Raw genomic sequence first — 22,278 nt, 5'->3', positions numbered from 1 at the left:
ACCAAAAACAAAAGGATTAGTAGTAGTGCAAAAGTAATTTACCGTCAAAAACCAGTAAATCCTCCAAACAGATCAGACAGCAAAATAATAATCAGGCTCATCCAATCAAAGAATAACAGCACACCAATCACAATCATCAAAACGCCGCCTGCTTTCATGATTAAAAGCTGGTTCTTTCTTATCCACTTCAGCTTTGTGATAAAAAAAGACAATAAAAGAAACGGAACAGCAAAACCGAGTACATATAACATCATGTACGGCACCGCTGAGCCTGGATTTGTGCTTGCAAGTGTGATAACAGCCGCTAATATCGGACCGGTACAGGGCGTCCATCCCGCCGCAAATGCCATTCCGATTAAGACGGAACCTAAAAACCCGCTTGGTTTGTGCTTAAAATGGATTCTGCGTTCTTTCATGATCGCCTCCGGCCGGAACACGCCAAGCGTAATGAAACCGAACAAAATAATAAGCAACGCGCCAATTTGCCGAATCGCATCGTGATAATCCCTAAACAGGCTGCCAATAAAAGATGTTCCATAGCCTAAAGCGATAAAAATGACTGAAAAGCCAAGCAAAAAACACAAAGTATGAAACAAGCTTCTTTTCTGCAGCAGCAGTTTTTCTGTTTTCACATCATCCATGCTGACCCCTGTAATATATGACAAGAAAGCTGGGTAAAGCGGCAGGCAGCAAGGTGAAATAAAGGATAGGAATCCCGCTCCAAATGTCAAAAAATAATTCACGTCTCCCATGTCATCATCCCTTCATGATTTGACATTCCTTCAAGTTATGACAAAATCATTTCATTTTTTTAACACTTTCACTTGAAGGATTTCTATTTTTAGAAAAAACTTATATAATTTAATTTGACATTGAGATATTGTACTCCTTCTCATTTGAAAATTAGTATAAATATGGATATAATATAAACATTCACTTTGAAGATCTAATGTATGAAAGGATACATCCCTGTGATTAGAGAGCATCTATTAAATGAAATCGAAAAAAAAAGAGCAGAGCTGCTGCAAATTGTCATGGCGAACGGAATGACATCTCATATTACGATAGAGCTCAGTCAGGAGCTTGACCATCTTCTCATACAATATCAAAAGCAGCGCCTTCGAGCAGTAGCGGGTGATGATTGATTGCAAAATAAAAAACCCGTATAAGGGTTTTTTATTTTATAACCATGTTTCTCTATATCATAATCTTTACGTATTATTTCGTTTGATTATTCATGGCTTTCATCATTTGATTGATTTTCTTTTGAGAAGGTTTCATTCCCATTTGCATCATCATCATGCGTAACATTTGTTCATTAATAGGCGGATTCTTTTTAAGGTAGCTCATCATATATTTACGAGCAATAAAAAACCCGAGTGCAACACCTATGAGCAATGCAACAACGCCCACTAGGATGCCAACCCATAAAGTCATTTTATTTCCTCCTTCATGTTGTCTAGTTTAAAGTGTACTAAACCAAAAGCTATTATACAACATTTACATCTCTTTTTCTTCGGTTTTAGACAAAATTTCTTTCTTTCACCGGATTTAGCCATCCATACCGCTTCGAATTGAAATCCATTGCTAGAAAGCAAGGGCTTACTTTTCTCAACACTTCAAAGAAAATCGTTTCTGCCTCGTAATCCCCCGAAGCTACAATTTCTATCATGTGCTCCTTCATCATAAACGTCGCATGGCCTTTGGCTTTCGGCAAAGCTAATCTATAAATATAATCCAGCTGCCTGTAATCCGCATTGTTTAGATTCATTTTTAACCGCTGATGCATATGTAAAATCGGGATTGGCTGTGTAATATATTGAATCTGTTTCTCTGTCATTTCATACTGCTGCTTTGTCAGGCTTGTCCAATGATAGTCTTGAAACAGCTCAAACATAACCGATTCCCGCCCGAAATAGTGATTGGCAAATTCCTCTTTTATCAGGTACGTATAGTAGTGACGTTCCATCTTTTCATCCCCTTTTGCGGCAGCATTTCATTTGCTCTCTATTATACAAAAGAAGAAAAGAAAGAATTGTCTATTACTGTTAAACAGCCAATACTATTTTTGTCGGATAAACAAGAAAAAGAGGATGATTTGACTCATCCTCTTTGAAAGACTTACTTATTAAGTAATGCTTTAACTCGATTCACTACGTTTGGAACTGAGAAGCCGTATTCGTTGATGATGGTTTCGCCAGGAGCAGATGCACCGAATCGGTCTATGCCAAGCACATCTCCTTCAAGCCCTGTGTATTTGCCCCAGCCAAATGATGCACCCATTTCAATCGCAAGGCGTTTTTTCACATCTGCAGGGAGGACAGTGTTTTTGTATTCATCAGATTGTTTCTCGAAACGGTCCATTGAAGGCATGCTGACAACAGAAACATCGATATTCTCTTTTGCCAGTTCAGCCTGCGCTTCAATCGCAAGACCTACTTCAGAGCCTGAAGCGATGAGAAGAGCGTCAGGTGTTTCGTTTTTAGATTTAGATACGACATATGCACCTTTTTCTACTCCCGCCAACGCTTCTTCAGCTGTTTGGTCGATCGTAGGAAGGTTTTGGCGTGTCAGTACCAGCGCTGTTGGCTGATCAGTGCTTTGCACTGCAAGCTTCCATGCTGCTGCTGTCTCATTGCCGTCTGCAGGACGGATCAAGGAAAGATTAGGCATCGCACGGAGTGAAGCAAGCTGTTCAACAGGCTCGTGCGTCGGGCCGTCTTCACCTACCGCAATACTGTCATGTGTGAAGACATATGTGACAGGAAGACCCATTAATGCTGCAAGGCGAATCGCTGGACGCAAGTAATCAGAGAAGACAAAGAAAGTTCCGCCGAATACACGAAGTCCGCCATGAAGCGCCATGCCATTTAAGGCTGCACCCATCGCAAATTCACGAACACCAAACCAGAAGTTTTTGCCTGAGTAATCAACCGCTGTAAAATCACCGGCATTTTTAATTGTCGTTTTGTTTGACCCCGCTAGGTCAGCAGAACCTCCGACAAAGAAAGGAATTTTTTTCGCAAGTCCGTTGAGAACTTCACCGGAAGATGCACGGGATGCCAGGCTGCTTCCTTTTTCATAAACAGGAACCTCTTGATCCCAGTCCTTCGGAAGCTCTCCTTTGATTGCCAGCTCAAGCTGTTCAGCAAGTTCAGGATAAACCTCTTTATATTTAGCGAATTGGGCATTCCATTCCTGTTCTTTTTTCTCGCCTGATTCTTTAACCGCTGCAGCGAAATGCTCATATACTTCTGACGGAACGTAGAAATCCTCTTCATACGTCCACGCGTAAGCTTCTTTTGTTAACTTGCTTTCCTCTTTACCAAGCGGCGCACCGTGAACACCGGATGTGCCGGCACGGTTAGGTGAACCAAAACCGATTGTCGTTTTCACTTCAATTAATGTAGGTTTCTTTTCATTTTGGCGTGCTTTTTCAATAGCCGCTGTTAATTCTTCAATGTTGTTTCCATCCTCAACATAAAGAACTTCCCAATTCATGGCCTCAAAACGCTGCTTCACGTTTTCAGAGAATGAACGGTCAAGATCTCCATCGAGAGAGATGTCATTAGAATCGTATAATACGATCAGACGGCCAAGCTGAAGATGGCCTGCGAGTGAAGCGGCTTCAGAAGAAATACCTTCCATTAAATCACCATCACCGCAAATACTGTATGTATAATGATCGACTACGTTAAATGAATCACGGTTGTAAGTTTCCGCTAAATGGCGTTCAGCAATAGCCATTCCGACCGCCATGGCAATTCCTTGGCCAAGCGGACCTGTTGTTGCATCAACACCGGCAGTATGTCCAAATTCCGGGTGTCCAGGTGTTTTACTGCCCCATTGGCGGAATCCCTTAAGATCTTCGATGCTAAGATCAAACCCGCTTAAATGAAGCATGCTGTATAAAAGTGCTGATCCGTGTCCAGCAGATAAAACAAAACGGTCACGGTTAAACCAGCCAGGGTTTGCCGGACTTACGTTCATAAATTTTGTCCACAGTGTGTATGCCATTGGAGCGGTCCCCATTGGCATCCCTGGGTGACCAGAATTTGCTTTTTCAATAGCGTCTATTGACAGTGTGCGAATGGTAGCAACTGATTTCTTTTCAATTGTATCCATAAAAATCCCCTTCCTTATGTGTTGTACCCTTACATCATAAATGTCTGACGACTTTTTCTCAACTGTTTCAGCTTAAATTTGAGAGAAACTTGTTGAATTTTGTCACATAAAAGTTTTGCTTATAGTATATACAAAAGAGGAATACGATATTTCCGTATTCCTCTTATATTAGTGAAGTTTATTATTTCTTTGTTCTCTTTTTAGTTTTTCTGGTGTTACATCATTGCCTTCTGGGTCAATGATTTTCACACTTTTTAAAGTGTTTTTCATAGAAGAGCGAAACCCTTTCAGGTACTCTTGACGGAGCTTTTGCTGTTCGGCTTTTTCTTCTTCTGTAATAACGCCAGCTTTGGCTTTGGCAGCAAGTTCATTAATTCTTGCAATTTTTGCGTTTGAAATCATGTTAAACTCCTTTATTGCATTTTGTCTATATAGTACTAGATCAAAAAGAGTTTTACAACTGATTCACTCGGCTGTCTCTTCATTCTCTATGTATTCCTGAAACCGCCGGTGGACGGTCGCTTTAGACACATCATAGCCAAACCCTCTTAGCGTAGCCGCGATTTCTGCGAACGTCAGTTTATTCGCTCTTAGGCGGACGATCTCTGAGATTGGTACCTCTATTCTTTCTTTTCCGCTGTTTTCATGTTGGTTTTTCAAGTTTTTTTGCGGTTTAAACCCGTTTTTTACTGCACGCTTCATTCCCCGCTTGATTTTCATGTTGTGAATTTTCCGCTGGTACTCTTCCACAATGCTGACGATCTCCAGCACCATCGAGTCAGCCTCCGATAACTCCAGTTCACCTCTGTGAGCTGTTGTATAGACTTTCACACCTTCTCTGTAGATACAATGAAGCAGTGCGATTTTTGCATTTCCCCGCCCAAGCCTAGTCTCATCCTGAACCAAAATAACATCAATTCCTGAATTCTTGATCTCATCAAGCAGCTCAAATACACCGTCCCGGTCCATTTCATATCCGCTGGCTTTTTCAGAAATCACTTTGACGACTTCCATGCCGTTCTCGGCTGCAATCGCTGTAAGCTCCTCCTCCTGCCGCTTTAATGAAGTCTCCTGCTGTTCTTTATTTGTACTTACGCGGGCATAAATGAGTGCTTTCATTTTTTCTATCTATCCTCTCTATCTTACAGTTGCCAATTCATATGCATCCTGATGCTTCTTTTTCAACGGAATCACCAATTCATCTCCCGGCTGAATATCAGACGTCTGAAGATGATTGTTATCAGCTACCCATTCAATAAATTCACTTTTGTTTATCTTTTTTTTATCTGCTACCTGATCAGCAATTGACCATAGTGTATCGCCTTGCTGAACTTCTATTTTAACATACTGATTAAGCTCCTGGCCGCTGCTTGTATATGACAGCAAAAGGATAACCGCGCTCAAAATCACTGTGAACAGACCGACAAAAATAATAGATTCTTTACTCATGATCATAACCTCCAACAGGAATGTTTGTTCGCTTTTTTATAATTTCAGTATATACGAACAAACGTTTCTGTCAATTGTTTTTCGAACCTATGTTTGTACTGTAAGGAAAATCATGCTATAATCTTCTTAAAATCGACGTTTTGAGGTGCAAAAAATGACGAAGCTATCAAAAAGGCAACTTGATATCCTCCGTTTTATTAAAGCAGAGGTTAAATCAAAAGGATATCCGCCTTCCGTGAGAGAGATCGGAGAGGCTGTCGGGCTTGCTTCTAGTTCAACTGTCCACGGTCACTTGGCCCGTTTGGAAACAAAAGGGCTGATCAGACGGGATCCGACAAAACCAAGAGCTATAGAAATTCTTGATGAAGAAGTAGACATTCCGCAAAGCCAGGTCGTTAATGTGCCGGTCATCGGGAAAGTCACGGCGGGATCTCCTATTACAGCAGTAGAAAATATTGAAGAATATTTTCCGCTTCCAGACCGAATGGTTCCCCCTGACGAGCATGTGTTTATGCTGGAGATTATGGGAGACAGTATGATTGACGCTGGTATTCTCGATAAGGATTATGTCATCGTTAAACAGCAAAACACAGCGAACAACGGGGAAATTGTAGTTGCGATGACAGAAGATGATGAAGCTACGGTAAAACGTTTCTATAAAGAGGATACTCACATTCGCTTACAGCCTGAAAACCCAACGATGGAACCTATCATCTTGCAGAATGTCAGCATTCTAGGGAAAGTGATTGGCGTATTCAGAACCGTCCATTAATCTATTGATCTATTAGATGCATGAAACAACCCCCTCTTCCTTTATGGAGAGGGGGTTTATTGTTCAAAAAAAGCAGGCCCGCCCTAACTTTTAGGTGCGAGCCTGAATAGGAGGAAAAAGAATATCATGTTTACACCATAATTATCCACCAAAAGATTGTTGAAGTCAAGAAATTTTCTTTCCTTTAGGAAACTTTTATGAATGTTGTCTGTTTAAAACATTAGACGTTATCTTCTTAAAAACGTTTCATTTTCTGAGGTCGTGGAATGATAAGGCTTCATGTTCATTTAAGGAGCGCGACAACTGAATTTTATGAAAATTTAGTACATAGTTTAGTTAGTTCAACATATACTAAAAAACAGCTCACTTCCTTAATCGTCGTGAGCTTTAATCAAAATGAAAGTATTCTATACCATAACTGCCCTTTACTCGAACACTTGTGCAGTATTCTGAATGCTCTTCGGCAAATATACGGTATCGATGAAATGGGTCAATAGAAACCTTATCCTGAGCTCTAAAATCTAACCAGCTGCCGCTGAATTGCTTCGTGCTCAGCGTAGTATAATCCCCCGTAAGCCCCAGCCGCTGAAGTTTAATCTCAACTGAGCAAGTATTGGCCCCCAAGATCGTAAACTGATAGCCTAAAAAATAGTCGATTGCCGGAACATCACTGATATTTTCCAAAACAAAAGATTTTGTACTGTCATTTAAAATAAAGTCTGTTTTATGCTCAAAATCTAAAGCTGTCACATGGGTACTGCCAACGCCAAAAAAACACATCAAAACTGCCGATAAAGTTAAGATTTTTATTTTCAACTACATCCCCCCTTCACCATATTTTTACCATACATGAGATTTATGTATATGTTCTGTGTGATATTTCGAGTTTGTTTTAATCATAAAATTCCATATGCGTTTTTTCCTGTTTATAATAACGAAGCCTGTCTTGAAGGGTTCCGGTATGAAATTCAAATTTGTGGCCGTCAGGGTCGGTAAAATAAAGCGATTTTCGATCGCGTTCATCTCGTTCTCTGCCAGGCAGAATATTGGCATGAAACCTTTTTAATTTTGCTGACATGTCCTCAAACTCCCGCTCTTCAATGGTAAAAGCAATATGGGTATAAGACGCCTTAATGTCATTTCTCGGAATGTCAGGTTCTTCATTAAGTGCAAGCCAGATGCCATTTAAATCAAAATATGCTGTTGTTCTCCCCTTTACCAGCAGCTTGGCACCAAACACATTTCGATAAAAATCAATCGATGTATCCAGATGAGAAACTGAAAATAACAAGTGATTGATTCCTTTTATCTCCACAAATCATTCCTCCTCGAAAGCTGATCATCCATATGTACGTTCTTTTACCAAGAAAGTTCCATACAGCCAGAAAAAAATACCAGTGTAAACAAAATCGGTTTGTTCAAAATAATGACTGTAACAAACATGGCCTTACTTGCTAGGAGTTTCCTCAAAAATAACAATTTAGGTGGTCAAATGAAACATATCATTGCACTTGCTTCAAAGATTGCTTTCACTCTCGCCCTTTTATATGTAATTTTGGACAGAGTCTATCACGCGCCCTTTTTAAGCGTGCTGTTTATTGCATTTTTCTTAGGTTTTGTATCATACCTTTCCGGTGACATGATCGTTCTTCCGAGAACAAACAATATTACAGCTTCATTGGCTGACTTTGGACTTTCATTCGTTATTCTTTGGGTCTTTGTTTTAACTCAAACAAGAAACGATTTCCCACCGTTTGCAGCCGCTCTTCTTTCCGCTGCCTGTCTTACTGTTTTTGAATACTTTTTTCATCGGTATTTGCTGGAAAATGTGCTGGATGAAACCTTTCGAAATGAACTGACAGCCAAGGATAACACTCTGCAATATCAAACAGAAGCCGCAGATGAGCTGTTTCCTGACGTTACGAATGAGAAGCATGAGGAATAGGAGGCTGCCTTGTCGCCTCCTATTTTTCAGTAGTTACTTTTTAAAAAACTGGATATCACTTCTGTAAAATCATAAAACCTCTCATTTTGGGTAACAGATCTGCTTTCTAAGGAAAAAATGCCGAACAAAGATTTTCTAAAACCTGTGCTCATTTCTAGCTGGATGCTCAGGCCTGTTTTTGATTTGTTTGCAATGTTATTCGGACTTATGCCTGCATGCGGATGGTCCGTACTGAGCAATACAGCAGGAAAACCGGCATTTTTTAGTTTCTCAACTAAATCTGCCGCTCTTACGCGATCTGTACCGCCGACTTCGATCTGCTGATCTTCTTCTGCATATCCGTGCAATGAAATGACATATTCATGACTTCCCGCCATCTTCAGGGCCCGTGGCTCATCAAAATGCGTGCTCGTAATATGCAGCACTGAGTTTCCTGACGATTTCAAGCCTTCAAATAAATACATCGAGTACTCTTTGCTGAGCTCTCTCGCTATTTCACTTGTCCCGCCTTCAATACCTCCTCCATGAATGGCTAAAACAAGGACAGGGCTGCCGGTTTCCTTCGTAACAATGCCGTAATCAGAAGGATCTTCATTGTTTTTTAATTCCTCAAAATTCTGATATACATCTTCAGCATATATTGAAGAAATCGGAGTGAACACCACAAAAATAAACAATATTTTTACAATTTTAAGAGTTGATGGAAAACATTTGGCTATGTTACAATCAACATGCTTCAAGGAATGGAGCAAACGGCGGAGCAGGGATACTTTGGCCGGTTTCATCTACTCCGCCTCTAAGTCCAAATAAACAGGATGTCGGTTTCTTTGAGGCTTTAGCACGAATTCTCTCATCCTCCTTGTTAAATTTTTGTTAAATTCACAATATTATATACCATTAGCCCGGGCGCTGTTCTTCTCATTTCTGAATTTATGAAAAGTAAGTTGGCACCACCTTTTTCCCAATTCCCATATCAAACAGAAAAAAACACACCTGCCCTTTGGCCTGTGCGTTTTTACCTTCTTTTCATTCTTCTTTTCTTTGCTTTATTCAGTTTCATGATGTTTTTTTCAATTTTTCTTATTTTTCGCTTTTGCGGGATTGTTTTCACTTCACGATAAACAGCGATAAACCCGCTTAATGTCACTGCTGCGATGTAAAGGACACGGTGTTTGATAAACCGGTCAGCGCGTCCATGAACATCCGCCTCTTTTTCCAGCCTTTCGATCACATCTTTATCAAACAGCTGATCGACATACAGTTGTTTCATTCCTACTGCAAATCCCGCAGCCAGCCAAAAAATCAGAAAACTACTGATAAACAACATCATAATATCCTTCCTTTCCCGTCTAGATGCGCAGAATGGGAATGTGGCTGATTGAATCGTCAAACAGCTTTCAGCCGAAGCCTCTTCTTTATGTTAGGTTCTTTCATTTGGGCGGGCAATATGTGTAATGCTGTAATGAACAGTTAGAAATTTTATTCCAAACAGCCACATGTGATGAATGGCGGTTAATCTGTTGTCATGCGCAGCTTCTATCAGAAAGGTTTCAGACAAAGGCAGCGGACAAGTTCCCGCTCTGGTTTGCAGATAAATCCCCTCATCTCCAGCTCCGCTTTTTCTACGCCTGCTCGTCAAAACCAGCTTCTCCTGATGATGATAAGGCTTTAAAATACCTGTCATGCTGCTGAACGGAAGCGGGAGGGAGATGTTCATATACCCTTCTCCATTTGAACGATACACTGAATATAGAGCGGTAAAAATGGTTTCGTTTTTCTCATTTGTTCTGATCCAGGCACGCACTTTGTTTCTTCCGTCTTTTTTCGAATTGACACCCTTTATCGTGCTGTACATCCTATACCAGTCTGGGTTCGTCGACAGATGTATTTGGCCGGTTCTTCTGCTGAACCATTCGTAAACAATTGCAAACGGCCGAAACCATGTGCTCCACGTCACTTTTGCCTTTACATCATAATCAATGGTTTGTTCATAAAACGATAGAATGAACGGCGCCAGATTTTCCGGTGAAAAATCTTTTGAACGAAGGATTCCCATATCATCCACAAGCCCTCTGTATTGAGCGTTATTTTCAGCTTGAATGTTAGCTAAAAAGTCTTTTCCAATCCTTCTTTTTCCGTAGATACGGCTGAATGTCTTTACGCTGTCTGCATCAAAAGGCTTCGTAGCTTCTATTCTCCATCCAATGAGAGCGGGCAATATAACAGCAAACGCGTTGACAAAACCGTGAATCCAAATCATCTGATTGATGGTCAATGTAACCTCTTGCCGAAATACACCAAATGAATAAACCATCGAGAAAGTGATCGTTATCATTAAAACGGCCGAAGAAAGCCGAATAAGAATTTTACCCGTCTTGCTGAGAAAAGCTGTGGTGAACACCAAAAATGCGTGAAGATAAAGCGCCGCCATATAGATGCCAACCGCAATGACATCAAGTGTTTTTGAATATGTGATGCCAAGCGCGATAAGAAAGGGCGAAAACAAAATCACCCATGTTATCCACCTGTACAACATCCGCTTTTTTCTGGTGATTCTCCCGAGCAAGCCGTTAAAGATTGGAATCAGAAAAGCTGAATAGTGAAAGTGGACAGCAGTCAGCAAAATGATGAGAGGGCCAAATTGCATTATCTTCAAATGTGCAGCATAAGCAAAAAACCAAAACCCTCCGCCCGCCAAATAGATAAGCCCGAACAAAACTGATGTCTCTTCAATTCTATGTATCTTTGTTTCCCAAAGGCGAAGGATTCCATAAAATGCAAGAAAAATTGTGTACATCCACCAGATCAGAGCGAAACCTCCGATGTCTGTCACAAGAGCCAGTACCGCAAAGAAAGCGGCTGCCGGATAGCACTTTATTAACCCAGATTCTAGAGATTGAGCAGCCCGGAGCGGCGATTGATGAAAGACAAAAGGAAAAATTCCCGGTACAAAATAAAGAATGGATAGCAAAACAAGTGTCTCTGCCACTGATATATGGGGTGCTTCCGCTGCAAAAAATCCTATAAAGCAAAGCGTACTGATCATGCCATTTCGTTTTAGCATGATTCTCTCTCTTCTTCCTGAAACGTTCCTTTATAAAAGAAAAGAGTACCGAGAATTGTATTTTGCACATGCACTTGAATGGTGAAGCAATTCTTGCTTTCGTCAAACGTTTCGCAAACAACTGATGTACCCGTCAGCCATTTTGGCAGCGGTATTCTTTTTCCGCATAGCAATAGCCATTGCTTTCCCGATGTAATCGTAAGAGAGCCATCAGGAGATGCCTCGAACGCTAAAACAGACAGCAGAAGATGAGGTTTGCCGAAGAAATCAAGTATTCTATCTTCTTTTTCGTCGTATACCATGATCGCGTCAAAGAAACGTTTATTGCCTTTAAAGTAAAATGTACGATTCCATTCTATCCCGATATGATCCCGATTCATAAGACAAGCTCTATTTTGTATCGTAAAAGGGATGTCTTTGCCTCTTTCTGAAAAGAAGCACCTGAAAAAAACACCCAGCTTTAACAGCATTCTGACCAGAAAAGAGCCTCCGCTTATCTCTGACATCGTTCCTGTCCCGCTGAATGTATGAGATTCGTCTAACTGATAGCGTTTTTGCAGCTTGGGATGCAGCAAATGATAGTTAATGATCGTTTTTTCATAAATCGAACTCACAATGTCACTTCTTTCTTTTTCGTTTTGTGTGCCAGGCACTGGGGAGCTGAAGACTAAGAACACCGCTTGCCGCAGAAAACACACACAACAGCATCGATAATAATATCTCGGAACCTACAAAAGCGAATCCAGCAAAGATACAAGCCTGGCCGGCGTGAATGATCCATTTTCTCTTTAAAGGAATCTGCCATAACATACCCATACCTATCTCCGCTGTTCCTGCAAAAATGCTTGTTTCAAAACCTGTAAAGCCTTGATAAAACCAAAACAGACTGAAAAACAGACATATTATCACATAGACGATAGCAGATCGAATTGTGTGTTTGGGATGTTTATTTTGCTCGATCCAAAGCCTTAATGCATCAAAGCTCCATGCAGTCGCCCAGCCAAGCAGCGGCCGAAATAATAAACGATCGATCCATTTTCCCGGCAGTCCGTAGGCTGTTTTATATTGGTACTGTGTTAAAAAAGTAATTTTCCCGTTATCTTGCTGTATGTACTTCCAGTAGCCGCTGCCGTGCTGAATCAGAGATAACGGATGATCAGAGTCAAAAGCCAGTGAGGAAACTCTTTTAGATGAACCTTCGTTGATAACACCAACTGTTTCTCCTGTACCTGATACCTTTAATCCAAAGCCTATCCTTGTTTCGTAAAGAAACTTCTGCTTTTCGTATGGCTGCTTATGCAAATATGTGATATTTGAAAACCGGAGGTCCCATTCTTTATGCAGCGATGGGTTTTGTGTATATTCCCAGAGCTTATCCAGATCAGACCTCATTTCGATTTCTACATAAATCGGTTTCTGTCTCACAGCCCCTCCTCCCTTCTATTTCAAGCAATTCCTATATTAGCATATTGACCATTTTAAAAATGCTTTCCTCCCAAAAAAAGTATATTTCAATCCCGAAAAATGCATAGAAAAAGAAGAGATGTTTCTTCTCTTCTGATTTTAAGCACCTATTTGATTCATTGCTGTGTTTTAACCGTTCCATAATGAGTAATTGTGGCTTTAACGCTGTACGTGATGGTAGCCTTACTGAAGGTGTCATCCCAATTATTTTTCACCTTTTTCCATAAGTCCGGATGTTCAAGTCTTAATGATTCATCAAAACCCGCAACATCTGCTTTATAATCATCCTGAAGTTTTTTTAATACATTACCGACTATTTTCTTTACTTCGTTTTCAGTATTCGTTTCAATACGTTCTAAAAACTGGGTGTCCAAAGTCTCTTTTGTGTTCCAGTTTTCAACCAAGTCCCCTTCTGATTCAATATCGACATGGAATGAAATATCTGTTCCTTTTACTATGGGCTTGATTTTGCTTTTTATATAATTGATATCGTACGCAATCACCTGTTGGCTCTTTTTATCATAGCTTTTGACAACTCCGCCTTTTCCTTCCCCGGCAATCCATGTAATCCCCTCCGTTTCATATTCATTTAAAGTGCCAATCATTTTTTTAGACTTCCCGTTGATTACCGCCGCTCCGGAATACTTGATTGCTCCATTCGCCGCGACCACATTTTGCAGTAAAAAGCTGCTGTCAGAATGAAGTTTGCCAATTAGTTTCGCGAGTGTCACAGGGGGAAGAATTCTGGAAACTTTATGTTCATTTTCACCTAATCCAACTAGCCGAAATGCCGGAATTTCACCGCTCTCTTTCAGCTGGAGGGCCTCCCTCGCCTCCCCTTTTGCAGATAAAACTAGACAGCTCAGCCTGATTTCATTATCACGAAAAAATTGATCCAGCATTTTGTCGATAGGATATGTACGCAGCACATCTTCACTCATGACAACAACTTTTAAATGCGGGCTAAACACTTCACGGTCCCTTCTTAACGCAATCTCGCTTCCAATCTGCTGTAACGAATCCCCTGTTTCACTAATATTAATATACGCTTTCTGCGCCCCTTGCCCGCCACCGCCTCCACTGCTTGTCCCTGCACCTGCCGCTTTTTCATTAACAAATTGATAGGTCAGCGTAATGTTATCTTTTTTCGGATAGCTCCCGCCTTCTTCTTTTAATTCTTTCTCAGTGTTTGTTTCTTTCCCTTTATCAATTGCGATAGCGAATGTGAGACCCAGCTCTTCTATTTCCCGGCTGCTCCAGCACCCTGTTACACAAATCATCAGCAGACATAATATGACGATAGCGGACACTGGATGTTTTATTTTACTTTTCACCTCTTTTCCTCCATTTCGATATAACTAAAAGCAAAATCGGCAAAGCGCCAAATATATACAAAGCCATATGACTGACCATATCACCCAAAATAAACACATCATTTTCATTTTTCGGCATGCAAGAGAGGATATAAATAACAGGAAGCAGCCCAAACATACATGAAATGGGTTTCTTTTTGAAAACTTGCGAGACTCCTAAAGATGCTGCATAAAAAGTGATAATAAATGTGGCAAAAAGCTGCATAATCCAAATGACTAGCAAAAATGATTCAAACCGTTCAAAGATTAAACCCGGTATTTCAAAACTTCTCATCAGGTCAAGTCCCGGCCATGTTCTCGTTACAACACCATCAACTGACAGTGCACCGATGACCATAATCAGGGTAATCATATAAAAACACGTTACAACCCCTGTGCCCATGAACACCGCTTTCACTGCATTCTTCGGCTTCTTCATAAACGCTACTAGAATGAGCATAATTTCTGAACACGTAAATGAAAGTGTTGTTGTCTTAACTCCTTTGAGGACCGGCATTATTCCATTACCTAGTACAGGGCGTAAATTGTTTACCTCAAATATACCTATACTCATGAGGGCTACAGTTAAAAAGATGATAACCGTAATCGGAAAGATCATTTCAAATAGCCGGGCAATTGGATCGAGCCCTTGTGTTATCGAATAAAGCCCAATCCAAAGAACTGTCATAATAATGGCCCAAAACGGTGTCCCTTCAAGGAGAAAAAACTCCACAATTTCGGACATGACTCTGACTTCAAATGCACCGAGTGCCAGAAAATAAGTAATAAAAACAATACTGATCAAACGGCCGAGCCATTTTCCTACAATATGTCCGGAGTATTCATAAAAGGTTTCCTTAGGATACTGCTGGCTTAATTTAACTATAATTATCCCGGCTATTACCGCAATGCCCCCGCCTAATAAAACTGAAATCCATCCATCAGGAGATTTCGTTTGTTCTGTTACTGTCCGGGGGAGTGTAAGAACTCCGGCGGCAAGCATATAATTAATGATGATAATCGTTGCCTGAGCGGTTGTGATTTTACTGGTTGGGCTGAACATGAGACTTTATCACCATCCTGTCGAGTTCGTCACTTCACCCGTTTTGTATTATCTGTATTCATCATTTTAGGCCGGCGCTTCATGACTAAAAGAGGCATTCTGATGACGAAGTCTTTCCAATCTTTCAAATGATAAGGAACTGCCGGACTTGCGTATGGGACACCAAAACTCTTTAGCTTTACGACATGGCTGCTTAGAAGCAGATAATACATAATGACACCAAATAATCCAAACACCGCAGCGCAAAACATCGCGCCAAACCGAAGCATCCGAAGTGCTATGCCTGTACTGTAATGCGGGATGGCAAATGAAGAAATTGCTGTGAGCGCAACGACAATGACCATAATTGGACTGACAATCCCTGCCTGCACAGCTGCTTCTCCGATGATTAATCCGCCAACTATGCCTATTGCAGGTCCGATCGGTTTTGGCAGACGCAACCCCGCTTCTCGTAAGATTTCGATTGCAATTTCCATAAATAAAGCTTCAATGATGGATGGGAACGGAACACCCATACGCGTCCCGGAAATTGAAATTGCCAGTTTGGTCGGAATTAACCCCGGATGAAAAGAAATAAATGATATATATAAAGCCGGCGCAAATAACGTTATGATTGCCGCAATGAACCTCAGCAATCTGATGAGCGAGCTTGGGAACCACCGTTCATAATAATCTTCAGGCGATTGAAGCACCATGCTGAAAGTGACCGGAACAAGCAAGGCAAACGGCGTACCGTCAAGCAGAATGGCTACTCTGCCTTCCATTAATCCGCTTATAACGCGATCAGGCCGTTCTGTACTCTGCACTTGTGGAAAGGGGCTCAAATAATTATCCTCAATTAACTGTTCAACGTAGCCTGATTCCGGCAAATGATCTATCTCAATCCCTCTCACTCTTTTTTTTACTTCCTCGACCACTTTTGGATCTGCAATGTCATTCATATAAGCGATGATTAAATCCTTTTTTAGCCGTGTCCCTACTTCAAATTTCTGCAATGTTAATTGATCATTTTTTCCTTGCTGTCTTAAAAGAGCTGTATTCGTACTCAACTCTTCTGTAAAGCCCGTGCGCGGCCCTCTGACAAGCGCTTCTGAAAGCGGCTCCTCGATACTTCGATTTTGTTTTTTTACTGTTCCCAGAAGGAAGGCCTGCGGCATTCCATTGATAAGAAGCGCTGTTGAACCCATGAAAACATTCAGCACGATATCACTGATTTTCTCTGATTCTATAACATCACTGACTGATACGATTTGATTCTTTATAGATTGCGGAGTAAAAATGTCTTTGCCGGAATGAGAAATTTCATCGCTTACCTGATGATGATTCATGATTAACGCTGATAGTCCTTTATTAATCATATCCTGATCAGACAATCCATCAACAAAGATCAATGCCGATTTCACATGTAAATGAGTGATCTCAAGTTCCCGGATATGAACGTCTCCGTTATGTCCGATCTTTCTTTTTACTAGCTCAATGTCGTCTTCAAAGTTACCGGTTAACACATCATGGTCCTGCTTTTCAGCTTTTGAATGATCTGATCCTTGATGCTGCTTCTGTGTTTTGTACTGATTGCTCCGCCACCTCATGATTGCACCTTCTTATGTATGAATCCAAGTAAACACTTTATAGATTGCATATGGAACGAGAAATACAACTAACGCTTGAAACCATACTGTCCAGTCAGTAAGTGTTGATACCATGTTATCCATCTGTCAATTCCCTTCTCTTTAATAGGATTATTTTTCCCATACATCTATTATTTATGTTCGTCTTTTTTCACAATAAAAAAAGCATGATGAACGTCTTCATCACGCTTTAGAGAAATCAATATTAAATAAGGTTCAGAAGAAAGCCGCCAATCACACCGGTGACTACAGCTACCTAAGGAGGCAGCTTCCAATAAGCAAGCATACTGAACAATACGGCCGCAAACGCAAAATCAATCGGATTCAAAATCGCACTTGTCCAAATCGGAAAATAAAAAGCTGAAATTAAAATTCCGACTACCGCTGCATTCACTCCTGCAAGAGCTCCCTTTAGTTTAGGATTCCTCCGCAAAGCATCCCAATATGGCAACGCACCTAAAATAAGCAAAAACGCAGGCAGGAAAATGGCAATGGCGGCTAACGTTCCTCCCTGCCAGCCACCGCACCAAGATATGCGGCAAATGTAAATAACGGTCCCGGCACAGCTTGTGCTGCACCATAACCTGCTAAAAATGCTTCTTTACTGACCATTCCAGCTGGTACAAATTCCTGTTCCAATAGAGGCAATACAACATGTCCCCCGCCCTATAAAAGCTGTCAAACATAGAAAGCCAACGCAGCGTAAAGCCGAGAAATGAAACGATACCGCCGAGTAATCCGCCACGCATAACACCAATCCCAATCCCAACTTGGCTGCTCGCCGGTCCAGGAAAGAACTGGCACAAAGCAACCAAATCAGCATAGCTTTTTTCATCCAGCCATTTTCTTTTGCGAATATATTCTTCATAGAAATAACCCAGATGAGCAATGGGACCTCCGAATGATGTAAACCCAAGTCTTGTTGAAACAATTAAGATTTCTATCAGAGTTTTAAAGCTGCTGCCCTTATGTTCGCGCATCTCTTCCTCATCATTTTTAAAAAGTATATTAACAACTTAAGTATAAAAAACTGAAACATGTATACAAGTGCTTGTTTGAAAATGATGCAGAACAAACGGAAAAATGCTGACACTCCTTACCTTTTTTATCATAAAAAAAGACTCAAAATGAACCTGTTTGCAGTCGGGAATAGACTAAAATTCCAGTTTGAAGCTTTCTGCCTGATCTGAAACTTCCACAGGTATCCCCATTATCGTTTTCGGTTTTGAAACGTAAACAAAGCGCATCTCTTCCTCTAATTGCTGAAACGTTTTTTCACTGACTACAATTCTAGCCGGCTTTCCTGGGCTGTTATCAATAGCTGCTTTGATTTTTCCAAGCATAAAAAACCTCCTGTTTTAGATTCTAAACCAGAGATATAACCATAATGAGATTAAATGACAGCTAAAACTCCTGAAACATATGCTATACGTTTGCTCTTCCTCCAAAAAACAATACATTGGCTAATAAAACAAAACTGATGAATGCATCAAATCCTCGCAGAACGATTGGGCTGAACAGGATTTCTGGTTCAAAAATAACCATTGCTACTGCACAAACAATCATGAGTGAAAGGACGAAAATATACACTTTCCACTCTCTCACTGTATTTTCTTTCTCGTACACGCAGCCCCTCCCCCTTTCACAGATTAAACTGGATGACTGATACAAGGTTCATCAACAGACTGCAGCATAATTCATACAAGCTATGGACATGATCTTATTAGTTATAATATGATTTAAATGAAAAAATATCATATGTCAAGAGGTAAACAAAATGGATCAAAATCATCAGAATACATTACCCGATATTACGAAAAACATTACCCTGGAGGCACCTATTCAGAAGGTCTGGGAGACAGTCTCGTCTTCAGAAGGCATCGCCAAGTGGTTTATGCCCAATGACTTTCAGCTGAAAGAAGGACAAGTATTCCACTTACAATCACCGTTTGGACCGTCTCCTTGTAGAGTGTTGACTGTTCAAGTTCCCACTGAACTTTCTTTTGAATGGGATACAGACGGATGGGTCGTTACCTTTCAATTAGAAGACTTGGGAGAAAAGACGAGGTTTACCCTTATTCACAGCGGATGGAAGGAGCCAAATGAAGTGATCGGCAAAGCAAACGAGAAAAGCTCCATCATTCGCGATAAAATGGATGGAGGCTGGACAGGTATTGTGAATGAACGGCTTTGTAAGGCTGTCGAAGAATAAAAAAGAGAGAGTATCTCTCTTTTTTGTTTTCGAAAGTCTAAGTCCATCAATCATAAAACGTAACGGTTTTTGATTTACCAGAGTAGTCGGTAACAAAGAACTCCGCCTTGTTATTGCTTCCATCTACAAATTTCCCGATACTGCTAAAGGTATGACATTCTCCGGGCGAAAAATAATTTGACCCTACATAATCATCAGGATTGTCACCAGCATCATCTTCATATAGGTGCAGCGAAACAGAAAAAGGAGTGCTTCCTGAAAGACATACTCTAAAATCTCCTCCGCTCGAATACACTGTCGGACTTGAATAAGTATATGTGTAAGTCCCCAGCTTATCCCACTCCCCAGCTCCAGTGGTTCCCGCTTTTTCTGCTTGTGCCGTTAATGGAAAAACCGCAGCGAACCCTAAAACAGACAGGAATCCAATTACCTTAGTGTATTTCATCATCCAGATCTCTCCTCTATTTCAATCATAGCAAGTCACAGTACTATACGTAGTCATTTCTTTGTGCCTGATATGCCATCCCGTATGGCAGCGATATGATCCCTATAGCCTCAACACAGCATTTGATCCAGCTCACCTCCTCGCATCTTTTTGTTAATGGCATTGGACATTATATTCTGCAGCAGCCGTTTTATGAATATTATCTCAACACGCCTGCTGGCGGTTTTTAAAATGTTCAAAATAAACGTATTTCCATTTAAACCGCCATCTCTTATAATTTGTTTAGAAGGTTGAACTTCAATCAGGAGGAAAAGAACATGGAATTAAGCTTCACAAAAATACTCGTTATTTTATTTGTAGGCTTTTTAGTATTTGGTCCTGATAAACTGCCGGCGCTTGGCCGTGCTGCTGGAAAAGCCTTATCAGAATTTAAACAAGCGACCAGCGGACTGACTCAGGATGTAAGAAAAAGTGATTCAGAAAACAAAGATGACAAACAAATGTAGGATAAATGATTTGGCCGATGAAAAATCGGCCTTTTTATTTTGATTTGTTTCTGTGTCACCTGCCTCTTTTTCTATGAATTTGGACAGCCCTTTTTTCCCTTTATGATTTAAATTGTCCAATCCGCACAATCTATTCGCCATATAATAAAGCGTATTAACAATAAAGGAGGAGTATATATGGGTTATTACAAAAAATATAAAGAAGAGTATTATACGGTCAAAAAAACGTATTATAAGAAGTATTACGAATATGATAAAAAATACTATGACCACCATGATAAAAAATATTACGACTGTGATTATGACAAAAAATATTATGACCATGATAAGAAATATTATGATCACGACAAAAAAGACTATGATTATGTTGTAGAGTATAAGAAGCATAAGAAACATTACTAAACTCCATTAACATCTCCTCGTTTTCCTTTTTCCCCGGCTAAATGCCGGGTTTTTTTGTTTGACCATTGTTCGTATAATCTGAAGCTTCCCGCCTTTTTTTATGTAGACCTTAATGACTGAATCTGAATTTATAATGAATATTTAGTACATAGTTTAATTAGTTTATATAGAAGTATATTTATCCCGCTTCCAAGTATTGCAGTTACAATGAAAATTTTGTAAACTCTTTGAGGGTCATACATAAAGGGAGAGATTGTTTGTCTAAAAATAAAGTATTTTATCTCATTTTACTTTGTCTATTTATATCAATTGTCATGAAAAGCTTTGATGTGATAAGAATGATTGCCAATGTTAGCTGCTTTGTTTTCGTTTTGCTGTACGTTAAAGAGGAAATAAAAACATATACACGTAAAGCGTTAGCGATCCTAAGCATTTGTTTTCTTTTCTTAGTCGGTTTCTGTACTTTTATTATTTTGAAAGGACAAGCAGTTATAAAAGATCACCCCTTCCTTACCGGCTGGGAAACGATAGCGATCGTTCTCTTGATTATCGTTTCGATAAACACTTGTGCTTTTATTTTGAGGAAGGTTTCAAATCGGTTAAAACGATTGAAAACAGATAGATTGTAGGAGCAGTTTCTCTACATAAACAATCCAATATGAAATTTATGAATAAAATGAAATATTTTGTTGATTTATATACATAAATCAAGTTCCAAAATAAGGTATAATGAATGACGAAACCACTATCAAAAGGGGGAATTTTGTTGAAAAAAGTATTGATTGCAGGTGCAGTAGGAACAGCAGTTCTTTTCGGAACACTTTCATCGGGTATACCAGGCTTACCCGCGGCAGACACTCAAGTCGCAAAAGCGGCCTCCCAGCTGCCTAAGGGGATCGGCGGCCGCGCCTACCTGAACAGTTCTGGCGCAGTTTTCACAGCTAAAATTAAGCTGCCTGACACCGTAAAAAATGATGACTCGGTCTCTACGCCTTACATTTATTCAGGCTTTAGCGCAAAAAGCGGAACTGAGGCGGATATCGGGCTTCAGTACAGCAAACAATACAACGTCTGGAAGCCCCTCATGAAGGTTGGGTCCAAAAATGAAGAAACATACATCGAAGGAAAAGACAAATTCACATACAATAAAGGCTTCCGTCCTGGAAGCACAGTCCAAATGACAATCTATAAAAATTTAAACGGCAATACACGTATGACCCTATGGGGAACGAACAATGACGGTTATACCGGACGGATTATCACGGAAATTCAAGGAACCAACATCGGCACGATCTCAAAATGGAAAACACTTGCTACTGCGGCTGTTTCTTATGAAAGTCAGCGTAATGCCATCAAAGCAACTTTTTCAACGGCTTTTAACAATATTACAATCGACAATAAAGCTGTCACACCTGTCGTAGATACACAAGATTTCGCAAAGGTTGCTGTTTCAGGAAATAACGTTACGATTTCTGTTAATAAATAAAGTAACAAAAGACCGCCGGCATTGCCAGGCGGTTTTCTTATCATTTTCCATCCTCATAAAGAATTCGGTTCGGATTCCAAATCCTATAGAGATTTACGAATAAAAGCACTTTCCTTTTCTAAGTTTTTCATGATTATAAAAGAGTAACAAACAAAAGTTGAAATTTTGAAATAACTTTGGTATGATTAATTCAATTACTATTGAACTACATAAAATTGAAAGCCCCTCATTTGTGGGGCTTTCAATTATTCTTTTAATAAAATAAGTACCTTGAAGCTTAGGTTGACAATTACACTAACAGAGTTCAATGTTGGGTCATTGCTTGATTATTATAAAGTGAATTATCAAAATCTTCAGCTCCTTTG

Annotated in this window: 27 protein-coding genes and 2 pseudogenes; 8 read left to right on the top strand and 21 right to left on the bottom strand. The window is 40.2% G+C overall.

Annotation, left to right across the window (positions count from 1 at the left end):
• Nucleotides 1–44: 44 nt before the first annotated feature.
• Nucleotides 45–752, bottom strand: a complete 708-nt coding sequence (gene ccdA / locus LWH95_RS19860) for a cytochrome c-type biogenesis protein CcdA (protein ID WP_003238193.1) — start codon at nucleotides 750–752, stop codon at nucleotides 45–47.
• A gap of 219 nt (nucleotides 753–971) precedes the next feature.
• On the opposite strand from ccdA, the gene ynzD reads away from it, so the two are divergent.
• On the top strand, nucleotides 972–1,145 hold the full coding sequence (gene ynzD / locus LWH95_RS19855; RefSeq protein ID WP_003238195.1) for an aspartyl-phosphate phosphatase YnzD: 174 nt from the start codon (nucleotides 972–974) through the stop codon (nucleotides 1,143–1,145).
• 73 nt (nucleotides 1,146–1,218) lie between these two features.
• Here the strand turns inward: ynzD and LWH95_RS19850 are convergent, their stop codons facing one another.
• The 6 genes from LWH95_RS19850 to yneA form a co-directional block, all read right to left on the bottom strand.
• Nucleotides 1,219–1,437: a YneF family protein gene (locus tag LWH95_RS19850; RefSeq protein WP_003221221.1), complete on the bottom strand. Its 219-nt coding sequence runs from the start codon at nucleotides 1,435–1,437 to the stop codon at nucleotides 1,219–1,221.
• Nucleotides 1,438–1,522: 85 nt separating this feature from the next.
• Entirely contained in the window at nucleotides 1,523–1,969 is a 447-nt protein-coding gene (sirA, locus tag LWH95_RS19845; protein ID WP_003238200.1) for a sporulation inhibitor of replication protein SirA, read from the bottom strand.
• A gap of 152 nt (nucleotides 1,970–2,121) precedes the next feature.
• Nucleotides 2,122–4,125, bottom strand: a complete 2,004-nt coding sequence (gene tkt / locus LWH95_RS19840; protein ID WP_003238201.1) for a transketolase — start codon at nucleotides 4,123–4,125, stop codon at nucleotides 2,122–2,124.
• A gap of 168 nt (nucleotides 4,126–4,293) precedes the next feature.
• Nucleotides 4,294–4,527, bottom strand: a complete 234-nt coding sequence (locus LWH95_RS19835) for a DUF896 domain-containing protein (RefSeq protein ID WP_003231595.1) — start codon at nucleotides 4,525–4,527, stop codon at nucleotides 4,294–4,296.
• 63 nt (nucleotides 4,528–4,590) lie between these two features.
• Complete coding sequence (locus LWH95_RS19830; RefSeq protein ID WP_019258523.1) at nucleotides 4,591–5,244, bottom strand: YneB family resolvase-like protein; 654 nt, start codon at nucleotides 5,242–5,244, stop codon at nucleotides 4,591–4,593.
• A gap of 18 nt (nucleotides 5,245–5,262) precedes the next feature.
• The gene (yneA, locus tag LWH95_RS19825; protein ID WP_080010814.1) at nucleotides 5,263–5,580 is read right to left on the bottom strand and encodes a cell division suppressor protein YneA; all 318 of its coding nucleotides are present in this window, start codon (nucleotides 5,578–5,580) and stop codon (nucleotides 5,263–5,265) included.
• Nucleotides 5,581–5,728: 148 nt separating this feature from the next.
• On the opposite strand from yneA, the gene lexA reads away from it, so the two are divergent.
• Nucleotides 5,729–6,346, top strand: a complete 618-nt coding sequence (gene lexA / locus LWH95_RS19820) for a transcriptional repressor LexA (protein ID WP_003238209.1) — start codon at nucleotides 5,729–5,731, stop codon at nucleotides 6,344–6,346.
• 387 nt (nucleotides 6,347–6,733) lie between these two features.
• Here the strand turns inward: lexA and LWH95_RS19815 are convergent, their stop codons facing one another.
• Both LWH95_RS19815 and fosB read right to left on the bottom strand, forming a co-directional pair.
• The gene (locus LWH95_RS19815) at nucleotides 6,734–7,162 is read right to left on the bottom strand and encodes a hypothetical protein (RefSeq protein ID WP_225514922.1); all 429 of its coding nucleotides are present in this window, start codon (nucleotides 7,160–7,162) and stop codon (nucleotides 6,734–6,736) included.
• Between the two features lie 76 nt (nucleotides 7,163–7,238).
• Entirely contained in the window at nucleotides 7,239–7,661 is a 423-nt protein-coding gene (gene fosB, locus LWH95_RS19810; protein WP_232920220.1) for a metallothiol transferase FosB, read from the bottom strand.
• A 177-nt stretch (nucleotides 7,662–7,838) separates the two neighbouring features.
• Between fosB and LWH95_RS19805 the strand changes: the two genes are divergently transcribed.
• Complete coding sequence (locus LWH95_RS19805) at nucleotides 7,839–8,291, top strand: YndM family protein (protein WP_060398707.1); 453 nt, start codon at nucleotides 7,839–7,841, stop codon at nucleotides 8,289–8,291.
• Between the two features lie 26 nt (nucleotides 8,292–8,317).
• Here the strand turns inward: LWH95_RS19805 and LWH95_RS19800 are convergent, their stop codons facing one another.
• From LWH95_RS19800 to LWH95_RS19750, 11 genes and pseudogenes are all read right to left on the bottom strand, one after another.
• Nucleotides 8,318–9,076, bottom strand: a complete 759-nt coding sequence (locus LWH95_RS19800; RefSeq protein ID WP_232920219.1) for a poly-gamma-glutamate hydrolase family protein — start codon at nucleotides 9,074–9,076, stop codon at nucleotides 8,318–8,320.
• A gap of 230 nt (nucleotides 9,077–9,306) precedes the next feature.
• Nucleotides 9,307–9,621: a hypothetical protein gene (locus LWH95_RS19795; RefSeq protein ID WP_232920218.1), complete on the bottom strand. Its 315-nt coding sequence runs from the start codon at nucleotides 9,619–9,621 to the stop codon at nucleotides 9,307–9,309.
• Between the two features lie 90 nt (nucleotides 9,622–9,711).
• Entirely contained in the window at nucleotides 9,712–11,355 is a 1,644-nt protein-coding gene (locus LWH95_RS19790) for a YndJ family protein (protein ID WP_232920217.1), read from the bottom strand.
• The gene (locus LWH95_RS19785) at nucleotides 11,349–11,969 is read right to left on the bottom strand and encodes a DUF4166 domain-containing protein (protein WP_232920216.1); all 621 of its coding nucleotides are present in this window, start codon (nucleotides 11,967–11,969) and stop codon (nucleotides 11,349–11,351) included. Before LWH95_RS19785 ends, LWH95_RS19790 begins: the two co-directional genes overlap by 7 nt.
• A 4-nt stretch (nucleotides 11,970–11,973) precedes the next feature.
• Complete coding sequence (locus tag LWH95_RS19780) at nucleotides 11,974–12,780, bottom strand: hypothetical protein (protein WP_232920215.1); 807 nt, start codon at nucleotides 12,778–12,780, stop codon at nucleotides 11,974–11,976.
• 155 nt (nucleotides 12,781–12,935) lie between these two features.
• On the bottom strand, nucleotides 12,936–14,099 hold the full coding sequence (locus LWH95_RS19775) for a Ger(x)C family spore germination protein (RefSeq protein WP_269802401.1): 1,164 nt from the start codon (nucleotides 14,097–14,099) through the stop codon (nucleotides 12,936–12,938).
• A 43-nt stretch (nucleotides 14,100–14,142) separates the two neighbouring features.
• Nucleotides 14,143–15,234 carry a spore germination protein gene (locus LWH95_RS19770; RefSeq protein WP_084992293.1) on the bottom strand — a complete coding sequence of 364 codons (1,092 nt, stop codon included), beginning with the start codon at nucleotides 15,232–15,234 and terminating at the stop codon, nucleotides 14,143–14,145.
• Between the two features lie 29 nt (nucleotides 15,235–15,263).
• Entirely contained in the window at nucleotides 15,264–16,826 is a 1,563-nt protein-coding gene (locus LWH95_RS19765; protein WP_232920223.1) for a spore germination protein, read from the bottom strand.
• A gap of 292 nt (nucleotides 16,827–17,118) precedes the next feature.
• Nucleotides 17,119–17,842 (bottom strand): annotated as a pseudogene (locus tag LWH95_RS19760) (chromate transporter).
• Between the two features lie 174 nt (nucleotides 17,843–18,016).
• Complete coding sequence (locus tag LWH95_RS19755; RefSeq protein ID WP_084992289.1) at nucleotides 18,017–18,205, bottom strand: hypothetical protein; 189 nt, start codon at nucleotides 18,203–18,205, stop codon at nucleotides 18,017–18,019.
• A 22-nt stretch (nucleotides 18,206–18,227) separates the two neighbouring features.
• A pseudogene (locus tag LWH95_RS19750) lies at nucleotides 18,228–18,488 on the bottom strand (hypothetical protein).
• Between the two features lie 151 nt (nucleotides 18,489–18,639).
• Here LWH95_RS19750 and LWH95_RS19745 point away from each other — a divergent pair.
• Entirely contained in the window at nucleotides 18,640–19,074 is a 435-nt protein-coding gene (locus LWH95_RS19745) for an SRPBCC family protein (protein ID WP_232920212.1), read from the top strand.
• Nucleotides 19,075–19,120: 46 nt separating this feature from the next.
• Here LWH95_RS19745 and LWH95_RS19740 read toward each other — a convergent pair whose 3' ends face one another.
• Nucleotides 19,121–19,519, bottom strand: coding sequence for a hypothetical protein (locus tag LWH95_RS19740; protein WP_029316835.1), 399 nt, complete (start codon nucleotides 19,517–19,519; stop codon nucleotides 19,121–19,123).
• Between the two features lie 317 nt (nucleotides 19,520–19,836).
• Here LWH95_RS19740 and tatAC point away from each other — a divergent pair, with 317 nt between their 5' ends.
• From tatAC to LWH95_RS19715, 4 genes are all read left to right on the top strand, one after another.
• Nucleotides 19,837–20,025, top strand: coding sequence for a twin-arginine translocase TatAC (tatAC, locus tag LWH95_RS19730; RefSeq protein WP_003238227.1), 189 nt, complete (start codon nucleotides 19,837–19,839; stop codon nucleotides 20,023–20,025).
• Between the two features lie 177 nt (nucleotides 20,026–20,202).
• Entirely contained in the window at nucleotides 20,203–20,427 is a 225-nt protein-coding gene (locus LWH95_RS19725) for a hypothetical protein (RefSeq protein ID WP_003238229.1), read from the top strand.
• Nucleotides 20,428–20,684: 257 nt separating this feature from the next.
• Complete coding sequence (locus LWH95_RS19720) at nucleotides 20,685–21,056, top strand: YoqO family protein (RefSeq protein WP_003238230.1); 372 nt, start codon at nucleotides 20,685–20,687, stop codon at nucleotides 21,054–21,056.
• Between the two features lie 134 nt (nucleotides 21,057–21,190).
• Nucleotides 21,191–21,913: a YrpD family protein gene (locus LWH95_RS19715; protein ID WP_003238232.1), complete on the top strand. Its 723-nt coding sequence runs from the start codon at nucleotides 21,191–21,193 to the stop codon at nucleotides 21,911–21,913.
• Nucleotides 21,914–22,278 lie beyond the last annotated feature (365 nt).

The sequence above is a fragment of the Bacillus sp. G16 genome (assembly GCF_021282335.1).
In the GTDB taxonomy this organism is placed as follows: Bacteria; Bacillota; Bacilli; order Bacillales; family Bacillaceae; genus Bacillus; species Bacillus inaquosorum.
This window is presented reverse-complemented; position numbering and strand designations above follow the sequence as displayed.